Genomic DNA, 17,424 nt, shown 5'->3' with positions numbered 1-17,424 from the left:
TTTTCCTAAACCGTTATCTAATCCTTTTTAGGTTTTACCACTACATGTTCTTAAATTCACGATTCACTTTAAACGTGTCTGAGGTGACATAAGCTTCCATGTTGCGGACACTGGTCTCTAACTTCTGGAAATCACCCTCTAAAGTGTTCAATAGCGACTCTGCAGTTTGCCCTTTTTCCCAAGGCTTTTGCTTCAGCGTATGCTCTTGTTTCGCCTTCATTTGGTCGACATACTGAGGTGGTTGTTTTTCAAGCATAAATGTCAAAGCTAAATACGCTAACAAGACCAGAAAACTCCCCCCAAGCAGTGCTGCAGAGATAACTAAGATGCGAACCAGCCAAACTTCAAGGCCAAAGTAGTTCGCTAACCCCGCACACACACCAGACAATTTGCCGTTAATCGTGTCTCGATACAGTTCTCTACTCATAGTTGCGTCTCCAGTTAGGCGACTCCGCATCCAGTATTTTTTCTAGTGTCTTCACACGATCTTGCATAGATTCCGCTTGCGCAGAAAGCTTATGCAGACGTTGAAGCTCCGTTTCAGAAAGACCATTGCTGGATTTCTTCTTGCTGCGGTAATGTAAGAATAACCATAGCGGTGCCACGAAGATTAAAAAGACAATCAGTGGACCTGCAATTAGAAATGTTGACATAGACAACTCCTAGATTATTTATCGCGGTTTTCAACTTGTTGCTTCAGTTTCGCTAGCTCTTTTTCGATTTCATCTTGAGCTTGTAGCTCGGCAAACTCTTGGTCTAAAGATTTTGCGTTGCCAGTCTTAGCGTAAACGTCCGCTTCAGCTTCTAATTCATCCACTTTACGCGAGAATTGCTCAAACTTCGCCATTGCTTCGTTGGTTTTGCTTGAGTGCAGGTGTTTTTGAACATCACGACGGTTGCTTGCCGCATTGTTACGAATCATTAATGCTTGTTGCTTTGCACGAGTTTCTGCGATCTTTGTTTCAAGTTTACCAATTTCACTCGTCAATTTTTCGATGGTTTCATGAACCAAGGTTTGTTCGGTGTGAAGGCTCTTGATGATGTCTTCCAGTTTTTGCTTTTCGATTAGCGCCGCTCTCGCCAAATCTTCGCGTTGTTTGGTCAGGGCAAGTGTCGCTTTATTTTGCCAATCTAGAATCTGTGTTTCGATAGCTTCTACTTTACGCGCTAGCTCTTTCTTGTCAGCAATTGCTTTTGCTGAGTTGGTACGAACTTCAACTAAGGTGTCTTCCATTTCTTGGATAATAAGACGAATCATCTTTTCTGGATCTTCAGCCTTATCTAATAGTGCACTGATGTTTGAATTTACAATGTCTGCAAAGCGAGAAAAAATACCCATGAGGAACTCCTTAATTACAATGATGGCAAATGCGTTTCAAATCGTTGTGCGACTTTATCAATCCACTTGCTCAAAAATTTACGTTTGTTGTTAAACCTACCATAAATAATCCAAGTAGCGTGCCAACTTTTAAGCCATTTATTATCAGTTACTTACAATAAAATGGTGATTAAGTCGAACCATGCTATGATGAATTTAGCCAAGTATTGGTATTTTTCACCACTATGGCTCTTACATGACCTCTCCAGCGATTAATTCATACAAGGACCCGCTATGCAGCAGAACCTCATTGGTGAATCACCTAGCTTTCTCTCTGTGTTAGATAAAGTTTCCCAACTCGCACCAATAGAAAGACCCATTCTGATCATTGGCGAACGTGGCACAGGTAAAGAGTTGATCGCACAAAGACTGCATTACCTTTCAAGACGTTGGGATCAACCTTTGATCTCATTGAACTGCTCAACCTTAAGTGAAGGTTTGATTGATTCAGAACTGTTTGGTCATGAATCGGGATCCTTTACGGGTTCGAAAGGGCGTCATCAAGGTCGTTTTGAAAGAGCAGAAGGCGGAACGCTGTTTCTGGATGAGCTGGCGACCACTCCCCTTGCGGTTCAAGAGAAACTACTGCGCGTTATTGAATACGGGCAATATGAACGTGTCGGTGGGCAAAAGGCGCTAAGTGCCAATGTCAGACTGGTGTGTGCAACCAATGCCGACTTACCAGACATGGCATTAAAGGGCGAATTCCGAGCAGACCTATTAGATAGACTGGCGTTTGACGTCATTACTATCCCTCCTTTGCGTGAGCGAAAAGAAGACATCATGCTACTGGCAGAATATTACGCCATTAAGATGTGTCGTGAATTGGAATTGGAGTTGTTTGTTGGCTTTGCCCCCTCTGCCGTTGAATCGCTTTTGGATTATTCTTGGCCAGGGAATGTACGAGAACTCAAAAACGTCATTGAGCGAGCTATCTATCAGCACGGAAAAGATCCATATCCTATTGAATATTTGGTGTTTAACCCATTTAAACCCGCATGGAAAACAGAGCAAGATTCCTCTCCGGAAACTGGCAATGAGCCGTCTAACAGCCATACTTCATCAGAGAGCTTGTTTTCTTTGCCGCTTGATTACAAAGCATGGCAAGAACAACAAGACATCAAGCTACTCAACCAAGCCCTCAAACAGAGCAAATATAACCAGAAACAAGCCGCAGAATTACTTGGGTTAACCTACAACCAATTACGTGGAATGGTGAGGAAGTACGCGATTGTCGGACAAGCTAACGATAAATAGCTGTCCACGCTTGATTATTATTTGGAGCCGAATAAATAAAATGTTAAATTGTCCGGATCTTGAGGCTCCTCTAACGCCTCGTTTCGAAAAGTATTTCTTTTTATGAAAGCACTAATAAGACTATCACTGAGCATCTGCACGTTGAGCTTTCTCGCTGGATGTGGTGAGAGTGTGAATCACGAGCAAATCCGTGAAAAAGGCTTCATTTATTGCGGCCAAGGTAATCCTAGTACCTTCAATCCACAGCTGGTTGATAGTGGCATTACCGCAGAATCGCTGAGTCCTCAAATTTTCGATACACTGCTCACTCTTGATCCGATGACGTACCGACCAAAACAGAACTTAGCGACAAGTTGGTCTGTTGATAAATCAGGTACAGAATACACGTTCAAACTGCGCACAAATGTTGCGTTCCAAACCACAGACTGGTTCACCCCAACTCGTAGCATGAATGCACAAGATGTGGTGTTTAGCTTTGAACGTGTCATTGATAGTTCAAACCCATTTCATTATGTGGGTGGCGGCCTATACCCATGGTTTGCCGGAATCGACTTCAAAAACCTGATTGTCGATATCACCGCAGTTGATGACCTAACGGTGAAATTCCAATTAAGTCGCCCAGACAATTCGTTTCTCAATAACATCGCCACCAGCTATGCAGTCATTCACTCTAAGGAGTATGCCAATCAGCTCATTGCAGCGGATGAGAAAAATCGAATCGATTCCAATCCAGTCGGCACTGGCCCTTTCTACTTAGATGAATACCAAATCAACGACCTAGTGCGCTTGAAAAAGAACAAGCACTACTGGAAAGGTGAAGTACAAATGGACCAAGTTGTGTTCGATACTTCGCAACGTGGAACAGGCACACTTGCCAAGCTTCTGCGTAGTGAGTGTGACGTGCTCAACTCACCAATTTCTAGCCAAATCCCTATTATTCAGGCTCATGAAGAGTTGAAGATTTCTGCTACTCCGGCGGTTAATGTCTCTTTCATCGCACTGAATACTGAGCACCCTGCACTGCGTGACTCTCGAGTTCGTAAAGCGCTCAACTTAGCCATCAATCGTCAGAACATTCTTGATTCTGTGTATTACGGTACAGGAACCAAAGCCTACACCTTGCTTCCTCCGACTTCTTGGGCTCACCAAAAAGACAGCGTTCAAGTTCGCTACGACCGAAACTATGCGGTTGCGCTTCTCAAAGAAGCTGGCGTTGAACCTGGGTTAGAGCTTTCAATGTGGGTACCACTAGAGCCACGCGCATACAATCCAAGTCCAAGAAAAACGGCAGAACTTATCCAAGCAAACTTAGCCGATATTGGTATTGAATTGAAACTCTATACCGACGACCGATTTGACCGCACACAGTTGTCCTCTATTTCCTCAACAGACTTGTTGCTTACAGGCTGGATAGGCAATACCGGTGACCCGGACAACTTCTTACGTCCGCTGCTCTCATGCAGCTCTGAGCGTGCAGGGTTAAACGTCTCGATGTGGTGTAATTCAGACTTTGATTTCCTTCTCGACTTAGCATTAGAGATCAATCAACAAAGGCACCGTGTGAACTTGTACCGACAAGCCCAAAACATTCTCAATGAAGAAGTTCCTGTGATTCCTTTAGCTCATGGCGTGCAATTTCGCGTGCACGATCGTTCGCTAACAGGCTTTAAAGCAAGTCCTTTCAATGCCCAACCTTTTGATCAAGTCAGAAGAGAGGTGCAGTAATGTTTTGGTATACATTAAGACGTGTAAACTTATTCGTTATTACGCTAGGAATTCTGACCTTGGTAGGTTTTTCCCTGCTTCGATTAGACCAAACCTCACCTTGGGCAATTCAAGATTTTTGGCCCGGTTGGATTAGCTATATCACTGAATTATCGACGCTAAACTTTGGCCTAAGCAAACACGGTGTGCCTATCATCGATGAGTTGGTCCTGGTGTTCCCTGCAACGCTAGAGCTGTGCTTCTTTGCCTTTGTGTTGGCACTCATCATCGGTATCCCTTTCGGCACCATTGCTGGTATGAGACAAGGTAAATTTGTTGATACCACCATATCGTTCACCTCAATGGCCGGTTACTCTGCGCCTATATTTTGGGTCGCGTTGCTGATGATCATGGTGTTTTCACTGCACTTTGAAATGTTCCCAGTTGGTGGCCGATACGACCTACTTTACGAGATTGAACACGTGACTGGATTCGCGATGATTGACGCCTTTTTTGCCGAGGGTCGCTACCGTGCGCACGCACTACAAAGTGTTATCGAGCACATGGCGTTGCCTTGTCTTGTTTTAGCACTGGCGCCAACGACTCAGGTCATCCGATTGATGAGAGCGTCAGTGGCTGAAGTAATGACGCAAAACTACATCCGCGCTGCGCGAATTAAAGGTCTTTCCACTAGAGAGATCATCACGCAGCACGTGCTAAGAAACGCGATACCTCCGATTATTCCTAAGGTCGGTGTTCAGCTATCGAGTATGTTAACGCTTGCTATTGTTACCGAGTCTATCTTTAACTGGCCGGGCATTGGCCGCTGGTTATTGGATGCCTTATCGAATCAAGATTACGTTTCAATTCAAGCTGGTGTAATTGTGGTGGCTACCTTAGTTTTGACCGCTAATATTCTGTCCGATCTACTGGGCGCGATGATCAATCCACTGGTAAGGAAGGAATGGTATGCTAACAAATAACGTCTACCAAGAAGAACAGATTCCAACCCAGTTCGAACGTTTCTGGCGCAGCTTCCGCAGCAATAATCTAGCTATGTTTGGCTTGTGGTGTTTGGTGCTTATCATTCTGGTCACCGTCACTTCACCGTGGCTAGCCCCGCATGATGCACAAGAACAAACCGGTCACCTATTAACGCCGCCCTCTTGGGATCCTGCGGGAACGGTAGAATACTTTTTGGGTACGGATGACTTAGGCAGAGATATTCTCTCTCGCCTAATAATTGGCTCTCAGTTAACCTTCGGCGCCGCGGTGGTGATTACCTTTATCGCAGCCGTCATTGGTTGTCTGATTGGCGTACTTGCTGGTATGACGCGCGGTTTACTATCAAGCACGCTAAACCACCTGCTTGATACTGTTATGTCGATTCCATCTCTTCTGCTGGCGATTATCTTCGTGGCATTCCTTGGCTTTGGGGAGTTTAATATCTTGCTCGCCTTGTGCTTGGCACTGATCCCGCGCTTTATACGCTCGGTGTACATTGCCGTGCATGCTGAAGTAGAAAAAGACTATATTCTGGCTTCTCGCCTTGATGGTGCGAACGATTTTTACCTGCTATGGAACTCAATCCTTCCGAACATCCTTACCGTGATCGCTCTTGAAGTTACGCTGGCACTGTCAGTCGCAATTCTTGATATCACGGCTTTAGGTTTCCTAGGGCTTGGCGCTCAAGCACCGAGTACCGAATGGGGCTCCATCTTGGGTGATTCGGTCGAGTTGATTTACCTTGCGCCATGGACAGTTACCCTACCCGGCTTAGCTATTATGTTTACAGTTATCGTGATTAACCTCGTCGGTGAAGGTGTTCGCCAAGCGCTAAATGCAGGAATCGAATAATGCCGTTACTTGATATTCGACATCTAACCATCGAGATTGAGACCCCTCAAGGGATGGTTAAAGCCGTAGATCGAATGAGTATTACCCTCAATGAAGGGGAAATTCGTGGCTTAGTAGGTGAATCAGGCTCAGGTAAGAGTTTGGTTGCAAAAGCGATCGTCGGAGTATGTAAAGAAAACTGGAAGGTTTCTGCAGACCGAATGCGCTTAGGTAATATCGACCTACTGCAACTGACGCCGAAAGAAAGACGCCGAGTGATCGCCCGCGATATCGCAATGATCTTCCAAGAGCCATCAACGTGTCTTGACCCTTCTGAAAAAGTAGGTAACCAGCTCGTTGAAGCGATCCCTTCCCATTCGTTTGAAGGTCGTTGGTGGCAACGATTTAAGTGGCGTAAGAAGCAAGCGATCGCATTACTACACAAAGTCGGCATCAAAGACCACTCTCGCCTAATGGACAGTTACTCTTATGAGCTGACAGATGGTGAGTGTCAAAAAGTCATGATCGCAATGGCGATCGCTGCCAAGCCAAAAGTCTTGATTGCTGACGAGCCAACCAACGATTTAGACCCAATTACACAGTCTCAAATATTGCGTCTTTTGAGTCGTATGAACCAGATCAATAACACCACCATCGTGTTGATCGGCCATGACTTAACCACCATTACCCAATGGGCGACTCGCATTACCGTGATGTACTGTGGTCAATCGGTAGAATCCGCTGATACACCGAAGCTGTTGGATGCACCAAAGCACCCGTACACCGTTGCTTTGTTAAAAGCGATGCCAGACTTTAACGACTGGATTCCCCACAAGGAGAAGCTCCAGTCTTTGCCGGGGTCAATTCCACCGCTGCAACATCTTCCTATTGGTTGTCGATTAGGGCCTCGCTGCCCATACGCACAAAGGCAGTGTGTCGAGATCCCACATACGAAACGTATCAAGAACCATAAGTTCAACTGTCACTTCCCTCTGAATATGGAGAAGAAAAAGAAATCATGAGTGCATTATTAGAAGTCAGTGATTTGTCTAAAGACTTTACGACTCGCTCTGGTCTTTTCCGTAAAAAGATTCATCAGGCGGTGAAGCCAGTTAGCTTTTCTCTTGAAGCAGGCCAGACAATTGGTTTTATCGGCCAGAATGGTTCTGGCAAATCAACATTAGCCAGAATGCTCGCAGGCATGGTGGAGCCAACCGCAGGCGAGATCCGCGTGAATGGCGAAAAGCTAGAGCACAAAGACTACTCGACTCGTTGTAAGCTGATTCGAATGATCTTCCAAGATCCGAATACGTCACTTAACCCGCGCATTCAGATCGGTCGAATTCTTGAAGGTCCATTAAAGCGAAACACCAACATGCCTCCAGAAGCTCGTATGCGTCGTGTGAAAGACACACTACTGCGCGTAGGCCTTCTACCGGAACATGCGTATTTCTACCCTCAGATGCTTGCTGCAGGCCAGAAACAAAGGGTTTGTTTGGCTCGTGCCTTAATACTTCAGCCATCCATCATTGTTGCTGATGAAGCTTTAAATGGTTTGGACATGGCAATGCGCTCGCAAATCATCAATCTGTTCTTAGAGTTACAAGAAGAGATGGGCGTATCGTTCGTTTATGTATCTCAACACCTCGGTATTGTTAAGCACATTACCGACAAGATTATTGTCATGCATGAAGGCAATGTGGTTGAGAGTGGGGAAACAGATCAAGTGCTCACCAATCCAACTCACCAAATCACCCAAAGATTGGTTGAGAGCCATTTCTCCAAAGCGCCGAACCACTAACCTGGAATCACGCTACATTTAGCAGAGGGGAAAAGTATGTATCGAACAGCTTCAATGCTTCCCCTCTTGTTGGTGCTGTTGTCCTTTAACGCGACAAGCACACCGCTCACATGGCTAGATAGAAGCTTCGTCGAAACTGCCTTTTATAACGTCGCGCTTCAACACGAATACTCCCAAGGCAACAAACCGCTCGCCAAGTGGAAACAACCGATCAAGATTTGGATCGATCATCGAGTGGGCGATGAGGAACTGCATCAAGAGCTCACAGAGCTTCATATCAAACACTTATCTGAAGTCACCCAACATCCAATAACAATCGTCAGTAAAGAGTCCGAAGCGAACGTTAAATGGATATACACAAGGCAGAGCCAGTGGGTATCTGAGGCGAAATCGGTGCTCAAGCTCAAATCAACTCAACATTTAAATAGCGCCATCTGCACGGCGGGCTATAGAACCAATTCTAAAGGCGAGATTGTATACGCTGGGATTGTAATCCCGGTTGATCAGGCAAGATCGCGAGGTAAGCTGGTCGCCTGTATCGTGGAAGAGATCACACAAGTTCTAGGCCTGCCGAATGATTCAGATAAAGCCTACCCTTCTATTTTCAACGACCACACGCCAGAAGACTTATTATCGCCGTTAGACGTAGTGCTACTGCAATTGCTGTATGAACCAGAATTGAAAGCTGGAATGACAAAATCTGAAGTAAAACCTATCGTTCGAAAGATACTCAAGAGATACAGCAAAACAGGTGTGCTTCAGCAAGCTTCTAAAGCCGCACAGCAAGCGCCTTTGTATCAGTTGATTGGGTATTGACGAATATACGTTGGAAGTAACTTAGATGGGATAATTGAATGATAGCGCTGCCTAAGAAAGGCAACGCTGACTTACGATGTTACTGTATTACGAAAGAACTAGCGCTTAGCTGCCTGCTTTTTCAATTCGAAGTCGAACTCATCCGGGAACAAGATAACGCCTTCTTCTTGCTCGTTCGGGAATACTACAACAGCAAGTTCGTCGTCTTCTAGACCGTTCGTCCAGCGACTGTGCCATTTGTTCAACGAAATAGACTCAGCTTTACACTCAGACCAATCACCCGTTGCCCATGATTCTGCGAACTCTTGGTTTGGCCATACTGGAACACAATCTTCATCTTCTGTGTTCAGCATTACACAACCGTGTTCATCGGTTAAGATCCATACTTCACGGTTTGCTACGATTTCTTTCACACAGTATTTCAGGCGTTGCTCGCCCGTATACTTGTTGATTTCAGCGATTTTTTTATCGTCTAGCTGTGTAGTCATCTTAATTTCCTACTTTAGTCAGTAACTTTGCTCTTAAAGCTATTTTATGCCGAGTGTTGTTAACTTCAAACATTATCGATGAAGAAGAAAGTCTACTTCAAAGAAAAACGCCTGCTAAATAAGCAGGCGTTTAATATTAAGCGACTTGATTAAACAAGCTCACCTTGTAGCCAAGGCCAGCCTTGCTTCTTACGGCTTAGTGTATTTTCCATCATTAATACGCCGCCTTTCTCGTGCTTAACCAATTTCTCAGCCCACTCACCTTTGTATAGAAGACGAGTTTGAGCAGTAGTGATATCTGTTAGCATTACCGCAGCGAACGCTAGACCGTCTTTCTCACAACGCTCTTCAAGATCAGCTTCTAGCGCTTCGATCATGCCGTCTACTTGCTCAAGAGTCGCAAGTTCAACTTGACCAACAACAACATCACGACCGTTGAATGGGTAGCCTTTAAGGTCTTTTTCTACTAGCTGTGCAGCAGATAGGCCTTCGATGTTTGTTTTTGCGATTAGAAGCGCTTTGATGAATGCATCAACGTCAGTTACGCCAGCAATTTCAGCAAGCTCAGCAACCGCGTCTTTGTCTTTTTGAGTACATGTTGGAGAAGCGAAACCCACTGTGTCTGAAAGAATTGCAGACATCATTAGTTTAGCGATTTGTTGAGAGATTGCGTGACCTTCAATCTTGAACATGTTGAAAAGTACAGTGTTTGTACAACCAACAGGCCAGATCCAAGCTTCCATTGGGTTTACTGTCATCACGTCGCCTAGACGGTGGTGATCAACAATACCTACGATCTCTGCATCAGCAACATCATCTGGTGCTTGTGCTAGATCTGAGTAGTCTACTAGCCAGATTTTCTCACCAGCAACAGAAGTACGAAGCTCTGGCTTTTCAGCACCAGCGACTTCTAGAATGTGTTGAGTTTCGCGGTTGATCTCGCCTTGGCGAATTGGTGTCGCTTCCTCGCCACGAGCCTTAAGAAGCTCAGTTGCAACTAACGCACTACAAATACTGTCACTATCAGGGTTTTTGTGACCAACAACTAAAATCATGTTTCTTCCTATTACACTAACAATTATGACTCTACCTTTAGAGCCTCTCTTTATTAGCCATACTTTACCTCATTTTTTTAGATTGGTCATGTTTCGTGGGTTTAGCCAATAGTAACAATAGATAAAAAAACAACAAATGCAATTGATAATTATTATCATTCGTATATATTTATCTTAAGCCACTAATTTTGAGTAACACCTATGGATCGACTAATCTCTTTTTTGCCAAGCAGTAGTGCTGCGAAAACAACTCAGTTTTCACTGTCATTTAAGCGCCTGCTTTTGCCTGTCTCACTTGCAGCTTTGGTTGCAGCCCCAGCTACACGAGAGCTGACGGTGACTACTTTGTCAGACGCGTTTTGGGCAGTGTCTTGTTATGTTGCTTTAACCTTGGCTATTTACCACTGGTTAAGTCTGTACATAAACAAAGATAACGTCTTCAATAAGCTCGTCCATCAATCTCGTTCAAACCAAGTGGTATTCGCGGCTCTCATGGGCGCGTTGCCCGGCTGTGGCGGTGCGATAGTGGTAACCACACAATTTATCTCGGGAAAACTCGGATTTGGTGCGGTAGTTGCGGTGCTCGTCTCAACCATGGGTGACGCGGCGTTCCTGCTAATAGCGAGCGAGCCTAAGACAGGTTTAGCCATGATGGCGATGGGCGTGATTGTGGGTACTGCGTCAGGCCGAATCATTAACTTGTTTCACGCAGACGACTTCTTACGCCCAAAAAAAGCACAGAAAAATGAAGTGGTGAGCAGCTGTGCTTCTCAATCTCAAGACAAAGAATCGGTCTCTAAAAAAGCGATAAACCTGCAAGGTTACCTGTGGTCTGTACTGATTATTCCGGGTGCTGCCGTTGCCCTACTTGGCTCTTTTCAAGTCGATGTGAACGAGCTGCTCGCTTTGCCTGAAATGTCGATGGAATGGGCGGGGACAGTTTTGCTGATCAGCTCGATGTTTCTGTGGGGGCTAACCCGTGAAATTGAGGATTACAAATCAGCCGTGAGTGAGGACGAAAAGTGTATAGGCTCTCACCCATTGCAAAAGACCGCTCAAGATACAAACTTTGTCACCGCTTGGGTGGTGGTTGCCTTTCTTTTCTTTGAATTTGGCTCTGTGATAGCAAATGTTGATTTTGCGACGCTATTCTCAAGCTGGGGCATCATGCTCCCCCTGGCTGGCGTGTTGATGGGTTTGCTACCGGGCTGTGGACCGCAATTATTGGTCACTAGCTTATACCTTTCAGGCGCCCTGCCACTTTCGGCTCAGGTAGGTAACGCAATTTCAAATGATGGTGACGCGCTATTCCCTGCGATTGCGATGGCTCCCAAAGCGGCACTGGTCGCGACCTTATACTCTAGTGTGCCCGCACTAATCTGTGCTTATAGCTACTGGTTTATATTTGAGATCTAACTTGAGTAGAGTTAACTCCATAGGCTTCTGTAAGGTCGGTACTTTGTATCGGCCTTTTTGTTTCCGCCTGCTTAAGTCTTTCCACAGGTTCTTTTTACATTCCCTTCCTGCTTCACTGCTTCTACCACCTCTCTCAAACAGCGCGTTACAGCCTGTCTCAAAAACGCCCTCTATTAGCCCTGTATAATGCTTATTTAGAAACACCAACACTGATATCAAAAATACAAAAAGCCCCTGTAAGAGTGCTTACAGGGGCTTTAATTCAAGCTTTAATCTTGGTTCTTAAGACAAGACTTAAGAAACTTCGATTGGACCACCGAATGAAGTTACTGGAGGCAGTTTGCCTTGGAACTTCTCGAAATCAACCAAACATGTGTTTGCTGACGTTGCTTGAGCAAGTTCAGACGTACCGATATCTTGAGTCAGTGTGTTTGGATCGCCGTATGTATCTAGCGCGCCCACTTTCTCGTTGATCGGACCGTACCAAGCACCTTCTTCGATACGAACAACACCAGGAGCGTAGCTATCCATTAGAACAGCACCTGCTAGTAGTTGACCACGGTCGTTAAACACACGTACTACATCGCCATCTTTGATGCCTTTCTTCTTAGCATCTACTGGGTTGATGTAGATTGGCTCACGGCCTTGTACCGCGTAAGTCGCACGCCACTCTTCAGATTCACACATCTGAGAGTGAAGACGCTTGTCTGGGTGACAAGATTGTAGCCAGTACGGGTGCTTGTCAGAGCCTGGACCACCGTGTGAACGTTCAGATTTCTCGAACCACATTGGGTGTTCTTGACAGTGCTCGTAACCCATGTTGCCAACAGTACGGCTTGTGATTTCGATGAAACCAGAAGGCGTGCCTAGTGCGTTGATCTCTGGATCTTCACGGAATGAAGCGTGACGAGTCCATGGCTTACCTTTGCCGAAGTCTAGGAAACCTTTCTCCCAGAACTCAGCAAACTCAGGCATTTCGAAGCTACCTTCGTTTGATGCGCGACATTCGTCGTACAGAGATTTAACCCACTGCATTTCGTCCATACCACGCGTGTAATCGTCGTAACGACCCCAACGCTTAGTTAGGCTAGACATGATCTCGAAGTCAGTCTTAGACTGGAACAGAGGATCCACTAGCTTGTGCATTGCGATCAAACCACGGCCAGAGTACGCGCCGTAACCATCGATATCGTTACGTTCCCACTGAGTACAAGCAGGAAGCACGATGTCAGAGTGACGACAAGTTGCAGTCCAAGCGAAATCAACAGCCACTACAGTTTGTAGGCTCTTGAATGCTTTACGCATCTTGTTGCGATCTTGGTGGTGGTGCCACGGGTTGTTACCACTGAATACCATCATCTTGATGTCAGGCAGTGTCACTGTTGCGCCGTTTGCTTTGATCTTCTTACCTGGCTCTAACAGGCTATCTACCCAACGAGCAACAGGGATTACGCGGCTGTAACCGTTGTAATCAGTGTTAGTGTGCTTAGGCGATTGACCTTGGTCGATGTTCAGCGGGAATGAACCCGGAGCAGCGAAGCCAGTTGAAGATACACCGATACCAGAGTAGTGGTGACCGTAAGAGATACCACCGCCCGGAAGACCAATTTGGCCAACCATTGCTGCGATAACTGCACACATCCAGTAAGGCTGTTCACCGTGCTCTTGACGTTGGATACTCCAACCCACAAGGATCTGCGTACGACCGTTAACCAGCATCTTAGCGAAGTCACGAATAGAGTCCGCGCTTGCGCCACAGATAGCAGAAGCCCATTCTGGCGTCTTCTCAACTCTGTCTTTCGTTTCACCTTGAACGTACTTGATGAAATCTTCAAAACCTAGACAGTAAGTTTCGATGAACTTCTTGTCGTATAGGCCTTCGTTGTAAAGAACGTGAGCAACACCAAGCATGAACGCCACATCAGTTTGTGGGTTGATGTACATTTGCTCGTTTTCTAGGTAACGACCTGTTTTGTTTTTAACAGGGTCAACAGAAACAACGTTGATCTCTTTCTTAGCAACTTTTTCTTTCAGCTGTTCTAGGTATGCGAACGACTCGTGAGTCTCACATGTCCAACCTACTTGAAGGTTTTTAACTGGATCGTTACCCCAAAGAACAATGTTGTCACTGTTTTCTAGGATAAGTTCCCAAGATGTACCTTGTGCGTAAACTTCAGTAGAACCTAGCACGTAAGGCATGATCGTTTGACCAGCACCTGTTGAGTAGTCACCGATTTTCTTCACAGAGTAACCGTGAAGTGCCATTGCACGTTGCATGTGGTTAGTACAGCTATGGAACTGACCTGTTTGTCTCCAACCAGTTTGACCTGTGTGAAGCGCCCATGGACCGTAATCTTTCTGTACGCGCTCTAGCTCGCGGTAAACAAGGTCTAGTGCCTCATCCCAAGTCACACGAATAAAGCGGTTGTTACCACGCGTGTCTGCGCTGTACTTATGCTTCTTCAACCAATCTAGGCGAACCATTGGGTAACGCACACGTGATGGGCTGTAGATAATACCTTTAATACCTTTCAGCATCTCTGTTGGGTGCTGATCGATTTCTAGAGGTTTAATTTCTTGTACTTTACCCGCGTAAACGCGAGCTCGGAATGCACCCCAGTGAGAACCAGAGACTTTCCACGCGCCGTCTGTTTCTGCAGCAGATGCTGAAGCCGACGCCAATAAGCTTGGACCGATAACCGATGCCGCACTTGTCGTCGCGACACCTTTCAGAAAACTTCTTCTTGTAATTGCCATTGTGTTACTCCAATTGACGTCTTATTAGTGATGGCCTTCAGAAAAATCTGATGAGTGCTTCTGTAGATACTTAAGAACAAGTGCTTCTGTATCTGTATCGAAGTTAACGAATGCAATCATACCATCTAGCATGCCTACCCAACCGTTAGCGCTGAAGTGAGCTTCATCTGGCTGTGAGTGACACGTTGAACAGTTAGATTGGTACGCTTGACCAGCTGCGTTCCAGATTGGATCGAAGTTATCAACCATAGACTCTTTCTTCATCCAAAGTGCTAGGTTAACTTCTTCCCAAGGAAGACCAGTTAGCTCATCTTCTTTCTTCTCACCAACAGTGATTACGTCACTTTGAGATACTTCTTTCGTCAATATTGCAGTCGAGATGTTCATACCGAAGTCTTCTTGGATTACACGTCCGAAGCCTTTCGCTTTACGCCAACCGTCGATTTGAATCTTGATCATGTCGCCTTTTTCGTCGATCACAGCAACTTTACTTGCAGGGCTTAATAGACCCGCTTCAACTTCAGCTGTTTCATCTGTGTACATTGGTAGGTGACGAATAGAGATCACGTCTGAACCATTTGCGTAAGATGTGCTGCTTGCTACGTTTTCTAGCTCGCCAACAATACCGCTCGCTGATGCCATATCTAATGGAAGGTTGTGAGCAATACCTTTGTGACAGTCAACACAGCTTTGATCACGCTCTGCCGCGTTCTTCATCTGGATACGCGCTGTTGGGCGCATGTTTTCGAAATCCATTGAATCGTAGTTGTGGCAGTTTTTACACTCTAGAGATTTGTTCGAAGAGAAGCGATCCCATTCGTGTTTAGCCAGTTCGATACGACGAGCTTCGAATTTCTCAGGCGTATCTAGGTCACCAAATACTTGAGCGAATACTTCTTTAGAAGCTTGCATCTTACGAGCGATTTTTGCTGTCCATTCATGTGGAACGTGGCAGTCAGGACAAGTAGCACGTACACCAGAAGTGTTTTTCCAGTGAACCGTTTCCTGTAGTTCTACGTATACGTTGTCACGCATGGTGTGACAGCTTACACAGAATTCTTCTGTATTTGTGTGCTCTAGAGCTGTGTTAAAACCGCCCCAGAAAATAACACCGGCGATAAAGCCACCCATAGTTAGTACACCAAGACTGATGTGTACTGCTGGGCGAGTCATTGTGCGCCATAATTTAACTAAAAATGATTTCATGTTTAGCTCTCTTAAATATTGATTTTAAAAAATGTTGTTACTTAGAGGGCATTACATGCCGCCGTGAGCACCTGGAGGTCCGAATACAAACACTTGCAGTGCCCAAACTAGGAAGCCGTAACCGCCTACAAAAGCCACACTTAATATTGGGAAGAGAACCACCGCGATGAAGAGGAAAGACTTCCACTCCAGCGAATGTTTTTCGCTAGTTTCAATTTTATTAACATCACTCATACATTTTGCCTATTTTGTATTTAGTAATTTCGAGTAACCCATTCTATGGGGCTAAAGTTCTTAAGTATCTAACGACAAATTTTAGACCATACTCAAAGTAGGGTTCAATCAAATCTCCCGTTATAACCCTTGCTAATCAATACTTTTTTGAGCTCATCCAAAGTTGTTTTTAGTTAAACAAAGTTATTAAAAAGTATTAACAAATGTGAAGAATTAAGTATATTTCACAAATGTTAAATTCCAACACCTGCGCAACCTTATTGTAACCAATTTTAACGTTTTACCTACTAAGTAGTAGCCAAAAATGCCTCAAAAAACCAATATTTTGTGGTTTGATTGTTAAATTATTGAGTATTTTTTAAAGCAACGGCTGAGAAGCTGAAATGCATCATTTGGCACTTTCAGATATGATGGGGACCTACTTAAAAGGAAACATTATGCAAGACGTTATTGATATATCTTGGTGGCAGTTATTGTTCTTCAGCTCACTTCTCTTGCTACCCATTACCATCAACCACAAGTTAAAACTCGGCCTTGGCAAAGAGGCTTCTATCAGCATCATTCGTATGGTTATTCAGCTATTTCTGGTGGGACTTTACCTAGAATACTTGTTCACTTTGAATAGTTTGTGGGTCAATTTGCTGTGGTTATTTACTATGATTATCGTCGGTGCAAGCTCGATTGTTGAAAAATCTAGACTGCCAAGAAACCTACTTTTGGCTCCTGTCGCCGTTAGCCTTGCGGTAACTTGTGTACCTATTGTCTTGTTCATCTGCTTTTTCATCATTAAGCCGACACCGGTTTTTAACGCGCAGTACCTTATCCCAATCGCAGGGATGTTATTGGGTAATAGCTTAAGCAGTAATATCGTGGCATTGCAGAACCTGTTTGGTGCCTTTGAAACACAGAAATCAGAATATGAAGCAGCAATCGCGTTAGGCGCGTCTCCTACTTATGCTGCTGCGCCTTTTGTACGTAATGCAATACAGAAAGCGATGTCCCCTATCATGGCCTCTATGGCAACCACAGGCTTAGTAACGCTGCCGGGAATGATGACTGGACAGATCTTAGGTGGTGCTTCACCGATGATCGCGATTAAGTATCAACTGATGATCATGCTGGCGATTTTCGTGATGATGAGCTGCTCTCTAGCCCTTGTACTTCACCTCTCATTGAAGACATCTCTGACCAAAGAAGGGCGAGTTCTCGCTCAAATACAGCCTTCGAAATAACCTCCCTACTCCACTTAGATCTGGTTACTCACTGAATTTGAGACAGGTTATCCACAGAAACTGTGGATAACCAAATCAATATAGATCCTTTTTTGTCCATTTCGACCCAAGGAAAAATCATCGCCTTCGATCTTTGGGTGATTTCAAAGACATATACACACATGGTAATCAGCGCTGTTGAATTTTCAGATGATCATTAGAGAGATGAAAAAGTAGGTTTTCCACAATCGAGTAGGAGGAGGCC

At 45.0% G+C, this 17,424-nt stretch carries 17 protein-coding genes; 9 read left to right on the top strand and 8 right to left on the bottom strand.

Annotation, left to right across the window (positions count from 1 at the left end; genetic code table 11):
• Window positions 1–40: 40 nt before the first annotated feature.
• Genes pspC through pspA form a run of 3 tightly spaced genes read right to left on the bottom strand, consistent with a single transcriptional unit; the run spans window position 41 to window position 1,339 of the window.
• Window positions 41–427: an envelope stress response membrane protein PspC gene (pspC, locus tag AB4371_RS15655; RefSeq protein ID WP_017065334.1), complete on the bottom strand. Its 387-nt coding sequence runs from the start codon at window positions 425–427 to the stop codon at window positions 41–43.
• The gene (gene pspB / locus AB4371_RS15650; RefSeq protein WP_372150296.1) at window positions 420–653 is read right to left on the bottom strand and encodes an envelope stress response membrane protein PspB; all 234 of its coding nucleotides are present in this window, start codon (window positions 651–653) and stop codon (window positions 420–422) included. The genes pspC and pspB overlap by 8 nt, the downstream gene beginning before the upstream one ends.
• Before the next feature lie 14 nt (window positions 654–667).
• Window positions 668–1,339 (bottom strand): phage shock protein PspA, encoded by a 672-nt coding sequence (gene pspA, locus AB4371_RS15645; protein ID WP_010440091.1) that lies wholly within the window; start codon window positions 1,337–1,339, stop codon window positions 668–670.
• A 273-nt stretch (window positions 1,340–1,612) separates the two neighbouring features.
• Between pspA and pspF the strand changes: the two genes are divergently transcribed.
• From pspF to AB4371_RS15610, 7 genes are all read left to right on the top strand, one after another.
• Window positions 1,613–2,635 (top strand): phage shock protein operon transcriptional activator, encoded by a 1,023-nt coding sequence (pspF, locus tag AB4371_RS15640; protein WP_017060309.1) that lies wholly within the window; start codon window positions 1,613–1,615, stop codon window positions 2,633–2,635.
• 102 nt (window positions 2,636–2,737) lie between these two features.
• The gene (gene sapA, locus AB4371_RS15635; RefSeq protein WP_372150295.1) at window positions 2,738–4,360 is read left to right on the top strand and encodes an ABC transporter substrate-binding protein SapA; all 1,623 of its coding nucleotides are present in this window, start codon (window positions 2,738–2,740) and stop codon (window positions 4,358–4,360) included.
• Entirely contained in the window at window positions 4,360–5,322 is a 963-nt protein-coding gene (locus tag AB4371_RS15630) for an ABC transporter permease subunit (protein WP_017060307.1), read from the top strand. Before sapA ends, AB4371_RS15630 begins: the two co-directional genes overlap by 1 nt.
• The gene (gene sapC / locus AB4371_RS15625; RefSeq protein ID WP_017065331.1) at window positions 5,309–6,196 is read left to right on the top strand and encodes a putrescine export ABC transporter permease SapC; all 888 of its coding nucleotides are present in this window, start codon (window positions 5,309–5,311) and stop codon (window positions 6,194–6,196) included. Before AB4371_RS15630 ends, sapC begins: the two co-directional genes overlap by 14 nt.
• Window positions 6,196–7,197 carry an oligopeptide/dipeptide ABC transporter ATP-binding protein gene (locus AB4371_RS15620; RefSeq protein ID WP_017060305.1) on the top strand — a complete coding sequence of 334 codons (1,002 nt, stop codon included), beginning with the start codon at window positions 6,196–6,198 and terminating at the stop codon, window positions 7,195–7,197. The genes sapC and AB4371_RS15620 overlap by 1 nt, the downstream gene beginning before the upstream one ends.
• Window positions 7,194–7,976 (top strand): ATP-binding cassette domain-containing protein, encoded by a 783-nt coding sequence (locus AB4371_RS15615; protein ID WP_017060304.1) that lies wholly within the window; start codon window positions 7,194–7,196, stop codon window positions 7,974–7,976. The genes AB4371_RS15620 and AB4371_RS15615 overlap by 4 nt, the downstream gene beginning before the upstream one ends.
• 36 nt (window positions 7,977–8,012) lie before the next feature.
• Window positions 8,013–8,792 carry a DUF2927 domain-containing protein gene (locus AB4371_RS15610; RefSeq protein WP_029235301.1) on the top strand — a complete coding sequence of 260 codons (780 nt, stop codon included), beginning with the start codon at window positions 8,013–8,015 and terminating at the stop codon, window positions 8,790–8,792.
• A gap of 98 nt (window positions 8,793–8,890) precedes the next feature.
• Here the strand turns inward: AB4371_RS15610 and AB4371_RS15605 are convergent, their stop codons facing one another.
• Together AB4371_RS15605 and AB4371_RS15600 are read right to left on the bottom strand one after the other, a co-directional pair.
• Window positions 8,891–9,280 carry a DUF2750 domain-containing protein gene (locus AB4371_RS15605; RefSeq protein WP_004734596.1) on the bottom strand — a complete coding sequence of 130 codons (390 nt, stop codon included), beginning with the start codon at window positions 9,278–9,280 and terminating at the stop codon, window positions 8,891–8,893.
• Between the two features lie 149 nt (window positions 9,281–9,429).
• On the bottom strand, window positions 9,430–10,335 hold the full coding sequence (locus tag AB4371_RS15600; protein ID WP_017065328.1) for a manganese-dependent inorganic pyrophosphatase: 906 nt from the start codon (window positions 10,333–10,335) through the stop codon (window positions 9,430–9,432).
• A gap of 201 nt (window positions 10,336–10,536) precedes the next feature.
• Here AB4371_RS15600 and AB4371_RS15595 point away from each other — a divergent pair, with 201 nt between their 5' ends.
• Window positions 10,537–11,751 (top strand): putative manganese transporter, encoded by a 1,215-nt coding sequence (locus AB4371_RS15595; RefSeq protein ID WP_372150294.1) that lies wholly within the window; start codon window positions 10,537–10,539, stop codon window positions 11,749–11,751.
• Window positions 11,752–12,045: 294 nt separating this feature from the next.
• On the opposite strand, the gene torA is transcribed toward AB4371_RS15595, so the two are convergent.
• From torA to torE, 3 genes are read right to left on the bottom strand one after another with little or no spacing between them, the layout of a single operon-like run.
• Window positions 12,046–14,508 carry a trimethylamine-N-oxide reductase TorA gene (gene torA, locus AB4371_RS15590; protein WP_065675739.1) on the bottom strand — a complete coding sequence of 821 codons (2,463 nt, stop codon included), beginning with the start codon at window positions 14,506–14,508 and terminating at the stop codon, window positions 12,046–12,048.
• A 24-nt stretch (window positions 14,509–14,532) separates the two neighbouring features.
• A complete protein-coding gene (gene torC / locus AB4371_RS15585) occupies window positions 14,533–15,714 on the bottom strand; it encodes a pentaheme c-type cytochrome TorC (RefSeq protein WP_017060299.1) in 1,182 nt (393 codons plus the stop codon).
• Between the two features lie 51 nt (window positions 15,715–15,765).
• On the bottom strand, window positions 15,766–15,948 hold the full coding sequence (gene torE, locus AB4371_RS15580; RefSeq protein ID WP_017060298.1) for a trimethylamine N-oxide reductase system protein TorE: 183 nt from the start codon (window positions 15,946–15,948) through the stop codon (window positions 15,766–15,768).
• Between the two features lie 437 nt (window positions 15,949–16,385).
• Between torE and AB4371_RS15575 the strand changes: the two genes are divergently transcribed.
• A complete protein-coding gene (locus AB4371_RS15575; protein ID WP_017067668.1) occupies window positions 16,386–17,180 on the top strand; it encodes an ABC transporter permease in 795 nt (264 codons plus the stop codon).
• Window positions 17,181–17,424: the final 244 nt, after the last annotated feature.

Source organism: Vibrio sp. 10N.261.51.A3 (assembly GCF_041471965.1).
Lineage (GTDB): Bacteria > Pseudomonadota > Gammaproteobacteria > Enterobacterales > Vibrionaceae > Vibrio > Vibrio crassostreae_C.
Note: the sequence above shows the minus strand (reverse complement) of the source record. Positions and strands in the feature narration are given on the sequence as shown.

Bases quoted from the DNA above. Each gene is read 5' to 3' on its own strand.
- pspC (WP_017065334.1), bottom strand. From the start codon at position 427: ATGAGTAGAGAACTGTATCGAGACACGATTAACGGCAAATTGTCTGGT.
- pspB (WP_372150296.1), bottom strand. From the start codon at position 653: ATGTCAACATTTCTAATTGCAGGTCCACTGATTGTCTTTTTAATCTTC.
- pspA (WP_010440091.1), bottom strand. From the start codon at position 1,339: ATGGGTATTTTTTCTCGCTTTGCAGACATTGTAAATTCAAACATCAGT.
- pspF (WP_017060309.1), top strand. From the start codon at position 1,613: ATGCAGCAGAACCTCATTGGTGAATCACCTAGCTTTCTCTCTGTGTTA.
- sapA (WP_372150295.1), top strand. From the start codon at position 2,738: ATGAAAGCACTAATAAGACTATCACTGAGCATCTGCACGTTGAGCTTT.
- AB4371_RS15630 (WP_017060307.1), top strand. From the start codon at position 4,360: ATGTTTTGGTATACATTAAGACGTGTAAACTTATTCGTTATTACGCTA.
- sapC (WP_017065331.1), top strand. From the start codon at position 5,309: ATGCTAACAAATAACGTCTACCAAGAAGAACAGATTCCAACCCAGTTC.
- AB4371_RS15620 (WP_017060305.1), top strand. From the start codon at position 6,196: ATGCCGTTACTTGATATTCGACATCTAACCATCGAGATTGAGACCCCT.
- AB4371_RS15615 (WP_017060304.1), top strand. From the start codon at position 7,194: ATGAGTGCATTATTAGAAGTCAGTGATTTGTCTAAAGACTTTACGACT.
- AB4371_RS15610 (WP_029235301.1), top strand. From the start codon at position 8,013: ATGTATCGAACAGCTTCAATGCTTCCCCTCTTGTTGGTGCTGTTGTCC.
- AB4371_RS15605 (WP_004734596.1), bottom strand. From the start codon at position 9,280: ATGACTACACAGCTAGACGATAAAAAAATCGCTGAAATCAACAAGTAT.
- AB4371_RS15600 (WP_017065328.1), bottom strand. From the start codon at position 10,335: ATGATTTTAGTTGTTGGTCACAAAAACCCTGATAGTGACAGTATTTGT.
- AB4371_RS15595 (WP_372150294.1), top strand. From the start codon at position 10,537: ATGGATCGACTAATCTCTTTTTTGCCAAGCAGTAGTGCTGCGAAAACA.
- torA (WP_065675739.1), bottom strand. From the start codon at position 14,508: ATGGCAATTACAAGAAGAAGTTTTCTGAAAGGTGTCGCGACGACAAGT.
- torC (WP_017060299.1), bottom strand. From the start codon at position 15,714: ATGAAATCATTTTTAGTTAAATTATGGCGCACAATGACTCGCCCAGCA.
- torE (WP_017060298.1), bottom strand. From the start codon at position 15,948: ATGAGTGATGTTAATAAAATTGAAACTAGCGAAAAACATTCGCTGGAG.
- AB4371_RS15575 (WP_017067668.1), top strand. From the start codon at position 16,386: ATGCAAGACGTTATTGATATATCTTGGTGGCAGTTATTGTTCTTCAGC.